General features: G+C 69.4%; 14 protein-coding genes. 8 read left to right on the top strand and 6 right to left on the bottom strand.

Features of this window, described 5'->3' with window-relative positions; genetic code table 11:
- Positions 1-172: 172 nt before the first annotated feature.
- Both KGA66_RS01890 and KGA66_RS01885 read right to left on the bottom strand, forming a co-directional pair.
- Complete coding sequence (locus KGA66_RS01890; protein WP_211463767.1) at positions 173-688, bottom strand: PH domain-containing protein; 516 nt, start codon at positions 686-688, stop codon at positions 173-175.
- 111 nt (positions 689-799) lie between these two features.
- A complete protein-coding gene (locus KGA66_RS01885; protein WP_211463765.1) occupies positions 800-1,699 on the bottom strand; it encodes a biotin--[acetyl-CoA-carboxylase] ligase in 900 nt (299 codons plus the stop codon).
- A 102-nt stretch (positions 1,700-1,801) separates the two neighbouring features.
- Here KGA66_RS01885 and KGA66_RS01880 point away from each other — a divergent pair, with 102 nt between their 5' ends.
- The 5 genes from KGA66_RS01880 to KGA66_RS01860 all read left to right on the top strand — a co-directional run bounded on the left by KGA66_RS01880 (position 1,802) and on the right by KGA66_RS01860 (position 6,579).
- Entirely contained in the window at positions 1,802-3,379 is a 1,578-nt protein-coding gene (locus tag KGA66_RS01880; RefSeq protein ID WP_211463763.1) for an acyl-CoA carboxylase subunit beta, read from the top strand.
- 61 nt (positions 3,380-3,440) lie between these two features.
- Positions 3,441-3,701 carry an acyl-CoA carboxylase subunit epsilon gene (locus KGA66_RS01875; RefSeq protein ID WP_211463761.1) on the top strand — a complete coding sequence of 87 codons (261 nt, stop codon included), beginning with the start codon at positions 3,441-3,443 and terminating at the stop codon, positions 3,699-3,701.
- A gap of 24 nt (positions 3,702-3,725) precedes the next feature.
- Positions 3,726-4,397, top strand: a complete 672-nt coding sequence (locus KGA66_RS01870) for a Maf family protein (RefSeq protein WP_211463759.1) — start codon at positions 3,726-3,728, stop codon at positions 4,395-4,397.
- A 134-nt stretch (positions 4,398-4,531) separates the two neighbouring features.
- Positions 4,532-5,299, top strand: coding sequence for a polysaccharide deacetylase family protein (locus KGA66_RS01865; protein ID WP_211463784.1), 768 nt, complete (start codon positions 4,532-4,534; stop codon positions 5,297-5,299).
- Entirely contained in the window at positions 5,296-6,579 is a 1,284-nt protein-coding gene (locus KGA66_RS01860; protein ID WP_211463757.1) for a YVTN family beta-propeller repeat protein, read from the top strand. Before KGA66_RS01865 ends, KGA66_RS01860 begins: the two co-directional genes overlap by 4 nt.
- Positions 6,580-6,607: 28 nt before the next feature.
- On the opposite strand, the gene KGA66_RS01855 is transcribed toward KGA66_RS01860, so the two are convergent.
- On the bottom strand, positions 6,608-8,488 hold the full coding sequence (locus KGA66_RS01855) for a hypothetical protein (RefSeq protein WP_211463755.1): 1,881 nt from the start codon (positions 8,486-8,488) through the stop codon (positions 6,608-6,610).
- A gap of 90 nt (positions 8,489-8,578) precedes the next feature.
- Positions 8,579-9,253: a rhomboid family intramembrane serine protease gene (locus KGA66_RS01850; RefSeq protein ID WP_211463753.1), complete on the bottom strand. Its 675-nt coding sequence runs from the start codon at positions 9,251-9,253 to the stop codon at positions 8,579-8,581.
- Between the two features lie 272 nt (positions 9,254-9,525).
- Here KGA66_RS01850 and KGA66_RS01845 point away from each other — a divergent pair, with 272 nt between their 5' ends.
- The gene (locus KGA66_RS01845; RefSeq protein WP_211463751.1) at positions 9,526-11,295 is read left to right on the top strand and encodes an acetyl/propionyl/methylcrotonyl-CoA carboxylase subunit alpha; all 1,770 of its coding nucleotides are present in this window, start codon (positions 9,526-9,528) and stop codon (positions 11,293-11,295) included.
- Positions 11,296-11,319: 24 nt separating this feature from the next.
- Here the strand turns inward: KGA66_RS01845 and KGA66_RS01840 are convergent, their stop codons facing one another.
- Both KGA66_RS01840 and KGA66_RS01835 read right to left on the bottom strand, forming a co-directional pair.
- A complete protein-coding gene (locus tag KGA66_RS01840; protein WP_312886690.1) occupies positions 11,320-12,714 on the bottom strand; it encodes an NAD(P)H-quinone dehydrogenase in 1,395 nt (464 codons plus the stop codon).
- A 188-nt stretch (positions 12,715-12,902) separates the two neighbouring features.
- The gene (locus tag KGA66_RS01835; RefSeq protein WP_211463782.1) at positions 12,903-13,742 is read right to left on the bottom strand and encodes an alpha/beta fold hydrolase; all 840 of its coding nucleotides are present in this window, start codon (positions 13,740-13,742) and stop codon (positions 12,903-12,905) included.
- 217 nt (positions 13,743-13,959) lie between these two features.
- Here KGA66_RS01835 and KGA66_RS01830 point away from each other — a divergent pair, with 217 nt between their 5' ends.
- Entirely contained in the window at positions 13,960-15,285 is a 1,326-nt protein-coding gene (locus KGA66_RS01830) for an MFS transporter (protein ID WP_211463747.1), read from the top strand.
- Positions 15,282-16,103, top strand: a complete 822-nt coding sequence (locus KGA66_RS01825) for a purine-nucleoside phosphorylase (protein WP_312886689.1) — start codon at positions 15,282-15,284, stop codon at positions 16,101-16,103. The genes KGA66_RS01830 and KGA66_RS01825 overlap by 4 nt, the downstream gene beginning before the upstream one ends.
- Positions 16,104-16,105: the final 2 nt, after the last annotated feature.

The raw sequence follows: 16,105 nt of genomic DNA, 5'->3' as shown, positions 1-16,105 counted from the left end.
GGGCCGACCGGGGACGCATGCGTCCCCGGTCGGCCCCCGGTTGGCGTCTATGGAGCCGCCGGCCGCATCCGGAGGCGTACGGACTGCAACGATACCGCTCTGAGCTGATTTAGTCCGCGTCGCGGATCACCGGCGCGGCCGGTGGATGGGATGCGCGCCGGTGCCGCCTTGATCAGTTCTTGCGCGTCTGAGGAGCCGGCTCGCCGGAGATGAGGGTCGCCATCTCGCGCTGGGTCTCCTCGACGTGCGGGATGTCGTCGAGCTCGACCTGGCCGTGCTCGCCGGCGGACTCGACCACCAGGGTGCCGCAGCCGAGCATCCGGTCCAGCAGCGAGTCGTGCCGGAAGGAGACGTCGTTGACCTTCTCCAGCGGGATGTCCCGGCCGACGCGGTGTATGAGACCGAGGCGGATGATCAGGCGCCGGTTGGTGATCACGTAGTTGGTGTTCATCCACTCGATCCACGGGCGCAGCGTGAACCAGACGATGAGCACCAGCGCCACGACGCCTATGGCGATGTAACTGGCCTCTGCGCCGGTGCCGTGACTCGGGGCCACGGCGGCGAGGAATGCGCCGATGCCTACCGTCAGGATGAGCGCGATCACCGGCAGCACCAGGGCCTTCCAGTGCGGACGCAGCTGAAGGTCGATCCGCTCTCCCTCGCTGAGCAGCCGCTGTGGGTACCCCATGACAGTCCTTGTCCCCTCTTGATTTGCGGCCAGGCAGCCGGTTCCGGCGCAGCCGCGCGTGTGTATGGGCGAATCCTGGCATGCGAGGGCGAGGCTGCGCTATTACTGCGCTTATCGCAAGTGCACAACATCTCCTGCGCCGATTGGCGTCGAAGTGCCATCGGCCGTTCGGATGAGCAGCCGTCCGTCCGGATCGATGCCCGTGGCCTGCCCGGTCACGACCGCGCCGCCGGGAAGTTCGGCGCGCACCGGCCGGTCCAGAGTGGCGCACACGGCCCGGTACGCCGCGGCCAGCCCGCAGCGTTCGGCGTCGCCGCCGGACTCGGCCCAGTCGGCGTACCAGGATCCGAAGCCGCGCAGCACGGCCCTGAGCAGGGTGTCGCGGTCGGTGACCTCGGCCCCGGCGAGCACGAGCGAGGTGGCGTGCGGCGCCGGAAGTTCTTCCTCCCGCAGCGTGACGTTGATCCCGATGCCGACGACCACGCAGGGCTGCGACGGTGCTCCGCCCTGTTCGGCGAGGATGCCGCCGAGTTTGCGGCCGGCGCCGTAGCCGGACGGCGCGTCCGTGTCTGGCACATCGGGGCCGGGTTCGTCGGGGCCGGGCACGATCAGGTCGTTCGGCCATTTCAGCGCGACGTCCAGGTGCGCGACTCGGGCCACGGCCGAGTGCACCGCGACTCCGGCGAGCAGCGGCAGCCAGCCCCAGCGGGCCGAGGGCACGTCGGGGCGCAGCAGCACGGACAGGAACAGGCCGGAGCGCGGCGGGGCGACCCAGGTGCGGCCGAGGCGGCCTCTGCCGGCGGTCTGCGCCTCGGCGACGACCACCGAGCCGTGCGGCGCTCCGTCCGCGGCGGCGGCCAGGAGGGCGGTGTTGGTGGAATCGACCTCGGGAAGTACCCGCAGCGCGGCGACACTGTGGCCGCCGAATCCCAGACCGGGCACCATCAGCGCCCGTTGCAGCCTGGTTTCGTTCAGCGGCGGCCGGTTGAGATCGTTGTAGACGGAGGCCATGGCCGCAGCCTATGGGGACGTGTATAGATTGTCTCCAACCCCCGGAGCGACGTTGGGCGACCGGGAGGTACCGATACTCGTGCAGGGAGTAGACGAGCGACGATGGCCGATGAGATCGACATCCACACGACTGCGGGCAAGCTCGGCGTGCTTCGTGCGCACTTGGACGAGGCAGTGCACGCAGGTTCCGCCAGGTCGGTGGAGAAGCAGCACTCCAAAGGCAAGCTGACCGCGCGTGAGCGGATCGAACTGCTGTTGGACGAGGGCTCGTTCCAGGAGATGGACGAGTTGGCGCGGCACCGCTCGACCAACTTCGGCATCGAGCGGAACCGGCCGTACACCGACGGCGTGGTCACCGGGCACGGCACCGTGGACGGTCGCCCGGTGTGCGTGTTCTCGCAGGACTTCACGATCTACGGCGGTTCCCTCGGCGAGGTCAACGGCGAGAAGATCACCAAGGTGATGGACCTGGCGATGAAGATCGGCTGTCCGCTGGTCGGTTTCAACGACGGCGGCGGCGCGCGGATCCAGGAGGGCGTGGTCGCGCTCGGCGCCTTCGGCGAGGTCTTCCGCCGCAACGTGCACGCCTCGGGCGTCATCCCGCAGATCTCGCTGATCGTCGGACCGGCCGCCGGCGGCGCGGTGTACTCTCCCGCGCTGACCGACTTCGTCGTCATGGTCGACAAGACCTCGCACATGTTCATCACGGGACCCGACGTGATCAAGACGGTGACCGGCGAGGACGTCGGTTTCGAGGAGCTCGGCGGCGCGCACACGCACAACACGAGGTCCGGTAACGCGCACTATCAGGCCGCCGACGAGAAGGACGCCGTCGAGTACGTAAAGAGCCTGCTCTCCTTCCTCCCGCAGAACAATCTTGAGGACCCTCCGGTCTTCGACGCCGATGACGACCTGTCGGTGAGCCCGGTCGACCTCGAACTCAATTCACTGATACCGGATTCGGCGAATCAGCCTTACGACATGCACCAGGTCGTCGAGCACGTCCTCGACGGCGGCGACTTCCTTGAGGTACAGGCGCTCTTCGCGCCGAACGTGCTGGTCGGCTTCGGGCGGGTGGAGGGTCGTTCGGTCGGCGTCGTCGCGAACCAGCCGATGCAGTACGCCGGCTGCCTCGACATCGACGCTTCGGAGAAGGCGGCGCGGTTCATCCGGACCTGCGATTCGTTCAACATCCCGATCCTGACGTTCGTGGACGTGCCGGGCTTCCTGCCGGGTACGGACCAGGAGTGGAACGGCATCATCAGGCGGGGCGCGAAGCTGCTGTTTGCGTATGCCGAGGCAACGGTGCCCATGGTCACCGTCATCACGCGCAAGGCGTACGGAGGCGCGTATGACGTCATGGGTTCGAAGCACCTCGGCGCGGACATCAACGTCGCCTGGCCCACCGCGCAGATCGCCGTGATGGGCGCACAGGGCGCGGTGGACATCCTCAACAAGCGTGACATCGCGGGGGCAGCGGACCCGGCGGCGAAGCGCGCCGAATTGATCACCGCGTACGAGGACACTCTGCTGAGCCCTTATATCGCGGCCGAGCGCGGTTATGTGGACTCGGTCATCGAGCCCTCACAGACTCGCGCCTTCGTGACGCGCGCCCTGCGCACCCTGCGGACCAAGCGCGCGCAGCTGCCGCCGAAGAAGCACGGGAACATCCCGCTGTGACCGAGCCAGAGACTACTGCGGCGGTGGGGCGGTACTTCCGGCTGCACGCGAGGGTGGGGCGATGACGGCGACGAACGGTACTTCGGAGGCGGACGTGGACGACGGCGCAGCAACGGCCGTGACGCTCGAAATCGTGCGCGGGGAGCCGACCGCACAGGAGATCGCGGCCTTGGTGGCCGTGTTGAGCGTCCAGGCCGCCGCGGCCGGCGCCGGGCCGCTCGCGCCGCCGAGACGCTCCGGCTGGACGGATTACGCGGCGCGGATCCAGGCACCGAGCGCGCCTTCTCCCGGCGGCTGGCGAGCCTCGGCGTTCCCGCGTTGACGGCCGCCGCGGCACTGCCCCTGAATGTCATCCACCGCGATCCCGAGAGCAGCGAACGTGAAACTGGTACTGGCCTCGCAGTCCCCCGCTCGACTGGCGCTGCTGCGCAACGCCGGCTTCGCGCCGGAGGCGATAGTCAGCGGCGTGGACGAGGATGCCGTGGACGCGCAGAGCCCGGCGATGTTGGCGCTGATGCTGGCGCAGGCCAAGGCCCGTACGGTAGCGCGCCGGGTGGAGCCGGGGGCGCTGGTGGTGGGCTGTGATTCGGTACTGGACCTGGACGGCGAACCGTACGGCAAACCCAGCGACGCGCAGGACGCCATAGGTCGCTGGAAGGCCATGCGCGGGCGGGAGGGGATCCTCGTCACCGGCCATTGCCTGATCGACACCCGGTCGGGGCGAGGCGATGACGCATCGGCGAAGGACTCGGACTGGCGCGAGGTCACCCGCGCCGCCGCGACGCTGGTCCGGTTCGCGCATATCTCGGACGCGGAGATCGATGCCTACGTCGCCACCGGCGAACCGCTGCACGTGGCCGGCGCGTTCACCCTCGACGGCTACGGCGCCTCTTTCGTCGAGTCGATCGGCGGCGACCCGTCCAACGTCATCGGGCTGTCGTTGCCGCTGCTGCGGGTCATGCTCGGCGAGCTCGGCATCGCCGTGGCAGACCTGTGGAAAACTCACCCGAAGGGCTGATGGTTTCACTCGTTCAGCCGTAACGGACGAGTAGCTGGGGGTATCACCTCCCGTAGAGTCGCGCCGTGCCGTTCTCCAGCGAGCTTGGTCGCGTCTCGGGCTGGTCGCGCCGTGACTCGATTCGCAGTGCGTGGATGGCGTGCGCGGCCACTGTCCTCGCGGACGGCTGCGCGTCGCACGGCGGGAGTCCGGTATCCACGGCGCGCAGCGCCGGTTCGCCGTCGAGCAACGGTGTTCCGCCCGGTCGGCCGAGTTCCGCCGTCTCGGCGACTCCCGCGAGCACGGTGCCGGGTGCGGGCGTCGCGGGCGCGGTCGCGCTGACGTTCCACGGTGACGGGACTCCCGCGCTCGCCACGTCGCTGCTCTCCGAGGCCGAGCGCGCGGGCGCCCAGGTCACGGTGCTGGCGGTCGGTCGCTGGCTCGGCGAGTACCCGCAGATGGCGCGACGCGTGCTTGACGGCGGCCACGAACTGGGCAACCACACCGAGCACCACATCGACATCGACGCGTTGAGCCCGGTTGCGGCCTTTGCGGAGATCGAGGACTGCGCGGCCCGGCTGCGGCGGCTGACCGGCTCGATCGGGCGCTGGTTCCGTCCGTCGCAAGCGCAACACGCGACGCCCGCGGTCCGCGCCGCGGCGGCGCGCGCCGGCTATCCGACGGTTCTCTCCTACGATCTCGATTCGCTCGATTACACCGATCCGGGTCCGGACGCGGTCGTGCGCAGAGTGCTCACGGCCGTGCGCGCCGGCGACGTGGTTTCGATGCATCTGGGGCATGGCGGCACCGTCGCGGCGCTGCCCGCGATCCTGGACGGCCTTCGCGCCCGCGGCCTGCGTGCGGTGACCGCCTCGGCGCTCTTCCCGCGGTCTCTCTCGGTGCCGGAGGTGTCACGTCGGTGACCAGCCCTCGCAACCTCAAGCGTCCGTCGCGACGCCTCATTTCGATCTTCGGCGCAGCGTCCGCGGTGACGGCGGGCGTCATCGTCGGCGGATACGCGTTGTTCGGCCCGGGCGCGACCGGTTCGACTTCGGCGGCCGGTTCGGCGCATGTGCCTCCGGGCGGGAATGTCTCGGGCGACGTATCGCGGGCAGCCGCCGGAAACGGGCCAGGTAACGCAGTTCCTTCTTCGCCCGGCCCGACGCTGGCTCTGCGCTCCGGCCTTCCCGGGATGCCGCCGTACGACCCTTCGGATCTGTACTTCGCGGACCGGCCGAATCAGCTGTCCGCCGCGGTGGCCGGCGTTCCCTCGTACGTGTACGTGCCCAACAGCGAGTCGAACACCGTGTCCGTCATCGATCCCGCGACGTACAAGGTCGTGCGCACGGTGCCGGTAGGGCAGCAGCCGCAGCATGTCGTGCCGAGTTGGGATCTGCAGACGCTGTGGGTGAACAACGATCTGGGCAATTCACTCACGCCGATCAACCCGCGGACCGGTGTGTTCGGCTCTCCGGTGCCGGTGAGCGATCCGTACAACCTGTATTTCACCCCGGATGGGAAGTCGGCGGTGGTGATGGCGGAGGCGCTGCACGAGATCGCGTTCCGCGATCCGCACACGATGGCGGTGCAAGACATCCTGAGGGTGCCGTGCTCGGGTGTGAATCACGCCGATTTCTCCCCGGACGGCACGTACTTCATCGCTTCGTGCGAGTACTCCGGGCAGTTGGTGAAGGTCGACACGGCGACGCACAAGTTGCTGGGTGTGATCGAGTTGCGCTCTGGTGCGAGGCCGCAGGACGTGAAGATCGCGCCGGACGGTTCGGTCTGGTATGTCGCGGACATGCAGGCGAACGGCGTTTGGATGCTGGATGGCGACAGCTTCCGGGTGACCGGGTTCGTCCGCACCGGGCTCGGGGCGCACGGCCTCTATGTCAGCCGGGACTCGAGGTCGTTGTTCGTGTCGAACCGCGGTGAGGGCTCGGTCGCCGTGCTCGATTTCGCGACGCGTTCGGTTAAGGCGGTGTGGAGGATTCCGGGCCGGGCGACTCCCGACATGGGCGGGGTGTCAGCGGATGGCACGGTGCTGTGGCTGACCGGCCGTTACACGGCTGATGTGTATGCCATCTCGACGGTTGACGGGCATCTCATCGCTCGCATCCCGGTCGGCAAAGGTCCGCACGGCCTGTGCGTATACCCGCAGCCGGGGCGGTACTCCCTGGGCCACACCGGGATCTTCCGATAGCGCGGCGCGCGGCCGACCGGCCGCGTGGTCAACGCGCCGCGGCGGGCGCGGACGCGGGTGCGGGTGCGGGCTCGGCTGGTTCAGGCTTGGCTGATGCGGGTGCGGGTTCGGCCGGTGCGGGCTCGGCGGACGCCGCCGGCTTTGAGTGCTCTGGTTCGGCGGACTCTGATTCGGTTGAACCATCCGGCAGGCTGGAGTCCGCATCGTCGCTATCCGCATCGTCGCCGTCCGGGTCGACGACGCGGACTGCTTCTCGCACTGCTTCGTCTCGCACTGCTTCGTCATCGTCTGCGCTGTCGCCCGATTCTCGCTTCGAATCGGCCGCCTCACGCTCGTCGACGATGGACGCGTCAGGATCAGGAGCGGCGGAGTCCAGCGCAACAGAGTCGGACTCGCTGCGTTCATCCCCCTGAACGAAGTCCGCTTCCGCTTCCGCGGCCGCCGGCTCCGGCTCCGGCTCCGGCTCCGGTACCGGCTCAGGGTCCGGTTCCGGTATCGACTCGGGCTCCGGTTCCGGCTCCAGGACCGATTCCGGCTCGGCCTCAAGTTCCAAGTCCGATACCGATTCCGGCTCGGCCTCAAGTTCCGGTTCCGGTATCGACTCGGGCTCCGGTTCCGGCTCCAGGACCGATTCCGGCTCGGCCTCAAGTTCCGGTTCCGGTATCGACTCGGGCTCCGGCTCCGGCTCAGGTACCGGCTCAGGGTCCGGTTCCGATTCCGGCTCGGCCTCCGCGGCTTCCGTCTCAGACTCAGCCGCTTGTGCGGCTTCATCGGAGTGCACCTCGACAGGTTCCACTGCCTCGGCGGACTCCACTGCCTCGACGAATTCCTGGTCCGGCCGCGCGGGCCGATCCGGCTCGACGACAAGCGACTCGGCCACCGCCTGCTGCGACGGGACCGCTTCCGCCGCACCCGCCACCGCCGCTGCGCGCTGCGCGCGCAGCACAGCACGGCGGTAGTAGCGCGTGCGGTACCGCTGCCGGTTGCGACGCCGTCCGGCTACGTACAACGCGATGAGTCCAAACGCGACCAGAAGCGCCAAACCGACCGTTCCGGCCGCCACCTTCTTGGAATCGGTGGCCAGCGAGGTCGCCTTATGATCGGGCTGCGCGTTGATCTCCCCGGAACCCTGATGCACATCCGCGGAGCCCGGCAGCGTATACGACCAGAGGATCGTCGAGTACGTCCACGTCAGTATCTCGCTACCGCCCGACCGGTCGTCCGCCACCAGCCCCGCATTCACGAGCGCGTATTCGGCGTTCGCATAGCCACGGCCCGCACCGACCTCGATGTGCACGCACGGAAAGCGGTAGCCGGAACTCGCGACCATCGACAGGTTCGGCGAGACCGCGTCCACCGGCCGGGTCATCCGCAACTGGGTCAGGTTCGTCGAGTCGATCTGCGGCGGCAGCATCGCCATCGGGCCGAGATCGGTGATCGGCAACGCGCCGACGTGCCCCGGGTCCTTCGAGGTTCCGCTGATCCCCGGCAGGTCGAGGGCCCCGCCGGGGCCGGTCACCGGCTGACCGTTCGGCAGACAGGCGGCGCTGGCGGTGCTCACCGGCGAACTCGACGCGACCGGGGCCGGCGAGAAGGTGGAAACGTAGTTGAACTGGCCCGACGACTGCCCGGTCCCGGTGGACTTCTTGACCCGGACCGGCACGGTCACCGAAGTGCCGCCCGTCGGGCCGCCCGTAGCGGTCGGCAGCGGGAAGCTGAAGGTCGGGAACGGGATGCGCGAGTGCGTCGGCCGTATGACCAGATCCGGTGAGCCGGACGCCGCCGCCGCGATGGGCGGGAACGCCACCATGACGCCGACCACGACGGCGGTCGCGGCGCCTGCCGCCGCCACGGCCTTGCCCGGGGCGGTGCGCAACGCGCGCGAGAGGATTTCAGAAGGTATGGGCACGACTGGCGCCACTTCGGGTCGGGGCTGATCGGGAACTGAGCTGAACGCGGCGGCTGACGGGCATCCGGCGCAACGGGACCGAGGGCTTTCTCATGCCGGCCCCGGTTCGTCGTCGAGGCGCCCGCCGCGGCGCCAGGCCAGGACCGCGGCCAGGACCCCCGCGATCAGGCCGCACAGGTGACCCTGCCACGAGATATGCATCGCGTTGACAGTCGAGGACGGATACAGCAGCACGAGCGTCCACTGGTAGTAGACGAAAACCGCGGCACCGACCGCGATCTGCCAGGCCGCGCGCAACAGCGAACGGGCGAACAGACCGCGTACCACCACATAACCAAGCAGCCCGAAGATCAGACCGCTCGCCCCCACGGTAACCGTATTAGAAGATGAGACCATCCAGGTGCCGAGGCCACCGAGGACGATGATCAACGCGACGGCGTACAGGAACCGCTTGATCCCGCCGAGCGCGGCCAGGAAGGTCAGCAACGCCAGCGGGGGCGTGTTGCTCTCTATGTGCTGAAGGCCGAGATGCAGGAAAGGCGCGGTGATGATGTGCGGCAAGCTGGAGACACTCCGCGAGACGATGCCGTACTCGGCGTCGAGCCGGTAGCCGTCCGCCACGTTGAACGCCTGCACCAGCCACATCAGTGCGACCACGAAGACCGTGATCTCGGCGGCGACACGCAGTTCGGCCAGCATCGAGGCGCTCTGCGCCTTGAGCCGGTCCGTCCTGCTCGCCTCAAGCGAGCCGCCGGATATGGACACTCGCGGCCACCCTCCACGTTGCGGCGATCACACTGTTCGCTTCGGACAGATTGAGCACCGGGGCGTCGTTCCGCGTCGTGGGTTACGTCCCCTGTGACAAGAACCATAGCGCCCGGCTCATTACAACGAGACGCGCTATACACCAGGATTGGTTGTCTGCCGCACGCACCACGTCGTGACGGCACCTTCGGTGTGATCCCTGGCACGGCGGCTTTTGCGGCTGCCTACACTCAAGGGGTCTTCTCGGTATTTGACGATTGAGGGAGCCTGACGTGCGCAAGGTGCTGATCGCCAATCGTGGGGAGATCGCGGTACGGGTGGCGCGTGCGTGCCTGGACCTGGACCTGGGTTCGGTGGCGGTTTACGCGGAGCCGGATCGGGACGCACTGCATGTGCTCGTAGCGGATGAGGCCTTCGCACTGGGCGGCGAGACCGCCGCGGAGTCCTACCTGTCGATCGAGAAGGTCCTGGCTGCGGCAGCCGCGTCGGGCGCGGACGCGGTACATCCCGGATACGGCTTCTTGTCGGAGAACGCGGCGTTCGCGCAGGCGGTGATCGATGCGGGGCTGACCTGGGTCGGGCCGCCGCCCGGTGCGATCGAGGCGCTGGGGGACAAGGTCTCGGCGCGGCACATCGCGGCGAGGGCGGGAGCGCCCCTGGTGGCGGGCACGAGCGAGCCGGTCGCGGGGGCTGACGAGGTGGAGGCGTTCGCGCAGGAGCACGGGCTGCCGATCGCCATCAAGGCGGCGTTCGGCGGCGGGGGCCGCGGGTTGAAGGTGGCGCGCACGCTGGAGGAGATCCCGCAGCTCTACGAGTCGGCGGTGCGGGAGGCGATCGCGGCGTTCGGGCGGGGCGAGTGCTTCGTGGAACGCTATCTGGAGCGGCCGCGGCATGTGGAGACCCAGTGCCTGGCCGACAGCCACGGGAACGTGGTCGTCGTCTCCACGAGGGATTGTTCGCTCCAGCGGCGGCACCAGAAGCTGGTGGAGGAGGCCCCGGCGCCGTTCCTGTCCCCGGATCAGGTCGAACAGTTGTACCGCGCATCCAAGGCGATCCTGCGCGAAGCGGGGTACGTAGGGGCCGGCACGTGCGAGTTCCTGGTAGGCGTGGACGGCACGATCTCGTTCCTGGAGGTCAACACCCGCCTGCAGGTGGAGCATCCGGTCAGCGAGCAGGTCACCGGCCTGGACCTGGTGGTCGAGCAGTTGCGCATAGCCGCCGGCGAGCCGCTGGGATACGACGACCCGCCGGTGAGCGGGCACAGCATCGAGTTCCGGATCAACGGGGAGGATCCCGGGCGCTCCTTCCTGCCGGCGCCGGGCACCGTGACGGCGTGGCGTACCCCGGACGGGCCGGGAGTGCGCGTCGACGCGGGCGTGCGGGCGGGCAGCGTGGTGGGCCAGGCGTTCGACTCGCTGCTGGCAAAGCTGATCGTCACCGGGCGGGACCGGGCACACGCGCTGGCGCGCGCCCGCAGGGCGCTGGCCGAGTTCGAGGTGGAGGGGCTGGCCACGGTGCTGCCGTTCCACCGGGCCGTGGTGCGGGACCCGGCGTTCGCGCCGGCCGACCCCGAGCAGCCGTTCACCGTGCACACCCGGTGGATCGAGACCGCGGCGGAACTGGGGCTTGAGCCCTACGGCGGGCAGGCCGGGCAGGACCCGGCGGCGCCGCAGGAGCGCCGGAGGGTGACGGTGGAGGTCGGCGGGCGGCGGCTGGAAGTGGTGCTGCCGGCCGATCTGGCCCCGGCGCCGGCCGCGGGCGCAGCGGCGTCACGGCGGGCGGCACCCCGACGCGCGGGAAGCGGGCGCGCAGCAGTGGCGGTGACCGGGGACGCGCTGACCTCGCCGATGCAGGGCACGATCGTGAAGGTCGCGGTGGCCGAGGGGCAGCAGGTGGCGGCCGGTGACCTGATCCTGGTGTTGGAGGCGATGAAGATGGAGCAGCCGCTCACCGCGCACAAGGGCGGCACCGTGGTCTCCCTCGGCGCTCAGGTCGGGGCCACCGTCACCGCGGGCGCGGTGCTCTGCGAAATCAAGGATTGAGCAGGCGGCACGCGCCGTGTCGTACTAATCCTCGTCCCGGTGCAGCCGACGCGCCGCCTCCGCGACCGATCCGGACAACGACGGATAGACCGTGAACACCGACGCGACCTGATCGACCGTCAGATGCACGTCGACCGCGAGCGCGATCGGATGGATCAGTTCGCTCGCGCGCGGCGAGACGATCACACCGCCCAGGATCGTCCCCGAGCCCGGTCGCGCGTACAGCTTCACGAATCCGTCGTGGAAACCGAGCATCTTCGCGCGCGGATTGGTGTTCAACGGGAGCTTGACCACATCGAACTTGGGATCGTCGCTCTCCGCGTTGAAGCTCGTACGCCCGACGGTGGCGATCTCCGGTGCAGTGAAGATGTTCGACGAGACCCGCTTGAGATTGATCGGCCACACCGCCTCGCCGAGCGCGTGGTACACCGCGATGCGGCCCTGCATCGCTGCGACGGAGGCGAGCAGCAGCAGGCCCGTGCAGTCCCCGGCCGCGTACACGCCGGCGGCGGTCGTACGCGACACACGATCAACGACGATGTGCCCCGAAGACGTCGTCTGGACGCCCGCTTCGGCGAGGCCGAGATCATCCGTGTTAGGCAGCGAACCGACGGCCATGAGGCAGTGCGTGCCGCGCACCGTGCGACCGTCCTCAAGCGTCACCGTGACATGGTCGCCGTCCCGCGTCACGGAGGCCGCGCGGGACCGGCTCAGCACTCGCATACCGCGCCGCTGGAAGACCTCCTCAAGGACCCGGGCGGCGTCCTCGTCCTCCCCGGGCAGCACCCGCTCGCGCGAGGAGACCAACGTGACCCGGGAACCGAGCGCCTGGTAGGCGCCGGCGAACTCCACGCCGGTCACGCCCGAGCCGACCACGATCAGGTCTTCGGGAAGCTCGTCGAGGTCGTAAAGCTGCGTCCAGGTCAAAATCCGCTCGCCGTCGGGCCGGGCGGAGGGCAGTTCGCGCGGCCGCGCCCCCGTCGCCACGATCACCGCGTCGGCGGCGATCCGCTCCAGCGCGCCCCCGGGTGTGATGACCTCGACCGCCGTCCCGCCGTCCGCGAGCCGCCCGGTGCCGCGCACCACGATGACCCCGGCCTTCGCCAGGCCCTCGGCGATGTCCTCGGACTGCTTCAGGGCCAGCGCCTTGACCCGCGCGTTGACCCGGGCCAAGTCCACACCGGTGGCGCGTTGCGGGCCGCCCGCGCCGACCCGGACGCCGAGTTCCGGCGCGTTCTCGAACGCGGCCATCACGTCGGCGGTGGCGATGAGCGTCTTGGACGGCACACAGTCGGTGAGCACCGCCGCGCCGCCGATGCCGTCACGGTCGACGATGGTCACCTCCGCGCCGAGCCGCGCGGCCACCAGAGCCGCCTCGTAACCGCCGGGTCCGCCACCGATGATCGCAATTCGAGTCACGTTCTCAGTGTAATTGCGCCAGGTACCGGCCCTGTTGCCGCCTCCACACCCGGTGTCCTGTCCCACGTGACCCGCCGGGCGTCCCACCGAAGGCGGACTGATCGTCGCCGGACAGGCCGGAGTCGGACGACCGCGATATGGCGGGCGTCCGATGCCCCGAAAGGCCCGCCCCTGGTCGAGAGCGGCGGTCAGGAGGTGTGACGCAGCAAGGCGTCCACGACGGCTGGCCACGTCACGCGCGGCACGCCCTGGCCGATGCCGGGCAGAGTAAGCAGCGTGGCGCCCGGGATCTCAGCGGCCAGCACAACGCCGTTGCCGTGCGGAAAGAACGGATCCTCGTCCCCGTGGACCACCAAGGTCGGCGCGGTGATCTCGCCGAGCCGCTCGCGCCACCGCGGCCGGCAATCGATGGCCGCGAACATGGTGCCGAGGTGGCTCGCACGCTGCGCCTTCGCCGTGCGTCCCGCTCGGTCGAAGACCGCCCCGGCTGCCGCCCGCGCGTCCTGCTCGTTGAATCCCCGCGACCCGGACATCACCCGCGCGGAACCGGTCATGTGGTCGACCACGCTGCCCCGATCCGTCCAATCCGGTTTGGGACGCCCGAACAGCTCCATCATCTCCGGTGCGTGACCGGGCAGGTCAGGATCGACCGGACCGGGCGCGACCGGCCGGGTGGAGACCAGCGTCAGCGAAGCGACCTGGTCGGGATGGTCGAGCGCGAGCAGTTGCGCGACGAAACCGCCGACACCCATCCCGACCACGTGCGCACGCCCCAGATCCAGCGCCACCAACAACTCGGCCGCGTCGGTCACCAGGTCACGCAGGTCGTAGGTAGGCGCATCCGGGTCGACGAACGTCGACTCGCCGGCGTCACGCAGGTCGTAGCGCACCACATACCGCCCGGCCAGCGCCGCGCACAGCTCGTCCGGCCAGCTGAGCATCGTCACGCCAACCAGCAGCACCGGCGGATCCGCCGGGTTCCCGAAGGTCTCCACGCACAACTCGACACCGTTGACCTTGATCCGCATTTCCCGCTCCTTTGTGGTCATCAACTCAGCCGAATCAGTCATCAACTCAGACGAGTCAGCGCCCGGGAACTCATCGCACCGGTCTGACGACCGCCGCACGGACATCCCGCCCGGCCGTGGTGACACGGGCGAAAATCCGATGGCGGGTTACCGGAGCGCCTGGGTACCGTCGGAAGCGGTGCCCCACAGGGCGCCGCACTCTCGGGAGCGGATAGCCATGTCAACGTCGATGCCGAACCGCTTCGGCGTGCTCCGCTACCGCGACTTCCGGCTCTTGCTGATCGACCGGTTCCTGGCGCCGTCCGCCTTCGCCTTCTCCGTGGTCGGCGTGTCCTTCGCGGTGCTCAAGGCCACCGGCTCGACCGCGGACCTGTCGTACGTGCTCGCCGCGCAGATCGCACCGAACCTGGTTTTCGCGCCGCTCGGCGGCGTGATCGCGGACCGCGTACCACCGCAGTACGTGATCGCGTGCGCCAACCTGCTGGTCGCGCTGAGCGAGGGTTCGCTCGGCCTGCTCGTGCTCACCCACCACGCGGTGCTGTGGCAGATGATCCTGCTCGAAGCGGGCACCGGAACCGCTGTGGCGATCTTCTACCCGGCCTCGCAGGCGCTGCTGCCGAAGCTGGTTCCCGACGCGGAACTCCAGCAGGCCAACGCGGTCAGCCGGCTGGTGATGAACGGCGCGATGATGGGCGGCGCCGCGGCCGGCGGCTTCCTGGTCGCCGCGGTCGGGCCGGGCTGGGCGCTGGTCGCCGACGCGATCGGCATGTCCTTCGCCGTGCTGCCGAACCTGTTCATCCGGGCTGCCGCCACCGCGCGTGAGCAGACGCCGGGCATTTTCACCGAGCTGCGCGAGGGCTGGGACGAGTTCCGTTCGCACACCTGGCTCTGGGGCATCGTCGTGCAGTACTCGATCGTGCTGATGTGCTGGTATGGCTCATTCAGCGTGCTCGGTCCGGCGGTCGCCGCGCGGCATCTCGGCGGGCCTGCGGCCTGGGGCGCCATCATGGCCTTCGAGTCGATCGGGTTGATCGTCGGCGGCCTGGTGGCGCTGCGGTTCACGCCGCGGCGACCCATGCTCTTCGTCGCGCTGATCGGTGCGACGATCGCCTTGCCGTCGCTGGCGCTGGCGATGCTGTGGCCGGTGTGGCTCATCTGTTTGACCAGCCTCGGCGTCGGTGTCGCCATCGAAGCGATGATGGTGCAGTGGAACGTCGTGATGGCCCGTTACATCCCCGCGGAGAAGCTGGCCCGGGTCTCGGCCTACGACGTGCTCGGCTCTGTCATGTCGATGCCTATCGGCGCGCTGCTCGCCGGGCCGATCGCCACCGCCATCGGCGTTTCGCGCACGCAATACGCCGCGGCAGTGCTGATCGTCGCCACCAGCGCGCTGACGCTGTTGTCGCGCGACATCCGGACCAGGCGCAGCACCGACACCCCGTCGACGGTGCTCCGGATCCGAGAGGCCGGGTCTGAAGCGGGAACGGTATCCGCCGCCACGCAGAGCGGGCTGTCTGCCGCGGCTATATCGTCTGATGCGTGACGACACAGGTGACAGCAGAGTCGAACGCGGACGCGTACCAGGGCGCCCAGGACGCCGCCAAGGCACTGGTCTCGCGGATCGGGGGCGCCCCCGACGTGGCGCTGGTGCTCGGGTCCGGGTGGGTGCCGGCCGCGGACGCGCTGGGTGAGCCGGAGCACGAGTTCCCGGTCACCGAACTGCCGGGTTTCACCGCCGCCGAAGCCATCGGCCACGCCGGGCGGGTCAGGTCGGTACGCCTGGTCACCGGCAAACGCGCGCTGGTCTTCCTCGGCCGCACGCATTACTACGAGGGCCACGGCGTCGCACGGGTTGTGCACGGTGTACGCACCGCGGTCGCCGCCGGCTGTTCGATGGTGGTCCTGACCAACGGCTGTGGCGGGGTGAACCCGGCATACGCGGCGGGCCAGCCGGTGCTGATCAGCGATCACATCAACCTGACCGGGCACTCCCCCATCGTGGGCGCGAACTTCGTCGATCTGACGGACCTTTACTCCGCGCGGCTGCGCGCGCTGTGCAAGGAAGTCGACCCGACCCTCGCCGAGGGCGTGTACATCCAGCTGACCGGCCCGCACTTCGAGACACCGGCCGAGATCCGCATGGTGCGCACCCTGGGCGCGGATCTGGTGGGTATGTCCACGGCGCTTGAGGCGATCGCGGTGCGCGAGGCGGGCGCTGAGCTGTTGGGCATCTCTCTGGTGACCAACATGGCGGCCGGTATGACCGGGCAGCCGTTGAGCGCTCAGGAAGTCATCGAGACGGGTAACGCGTCAGCGGCGCGCATGGGCGCGCTGCTGCGCGATGTGTTCAGCCGTCTTTAGCA

Source organism: Actinocrinis puniceicyclus, assembly GCF_018283645.1.
Classification (GTDB): Bacteria; Actinomycetota; Actinomycetes; order Streptomycetales; family Catenulisporaceae; genus Actinocrinis; species Actinocrinis puniceicyclus.
Note: the sequence above shows the minus strand (reverse complement) of the source record. Positions and strands in the feature narration are given on the sequence as shown.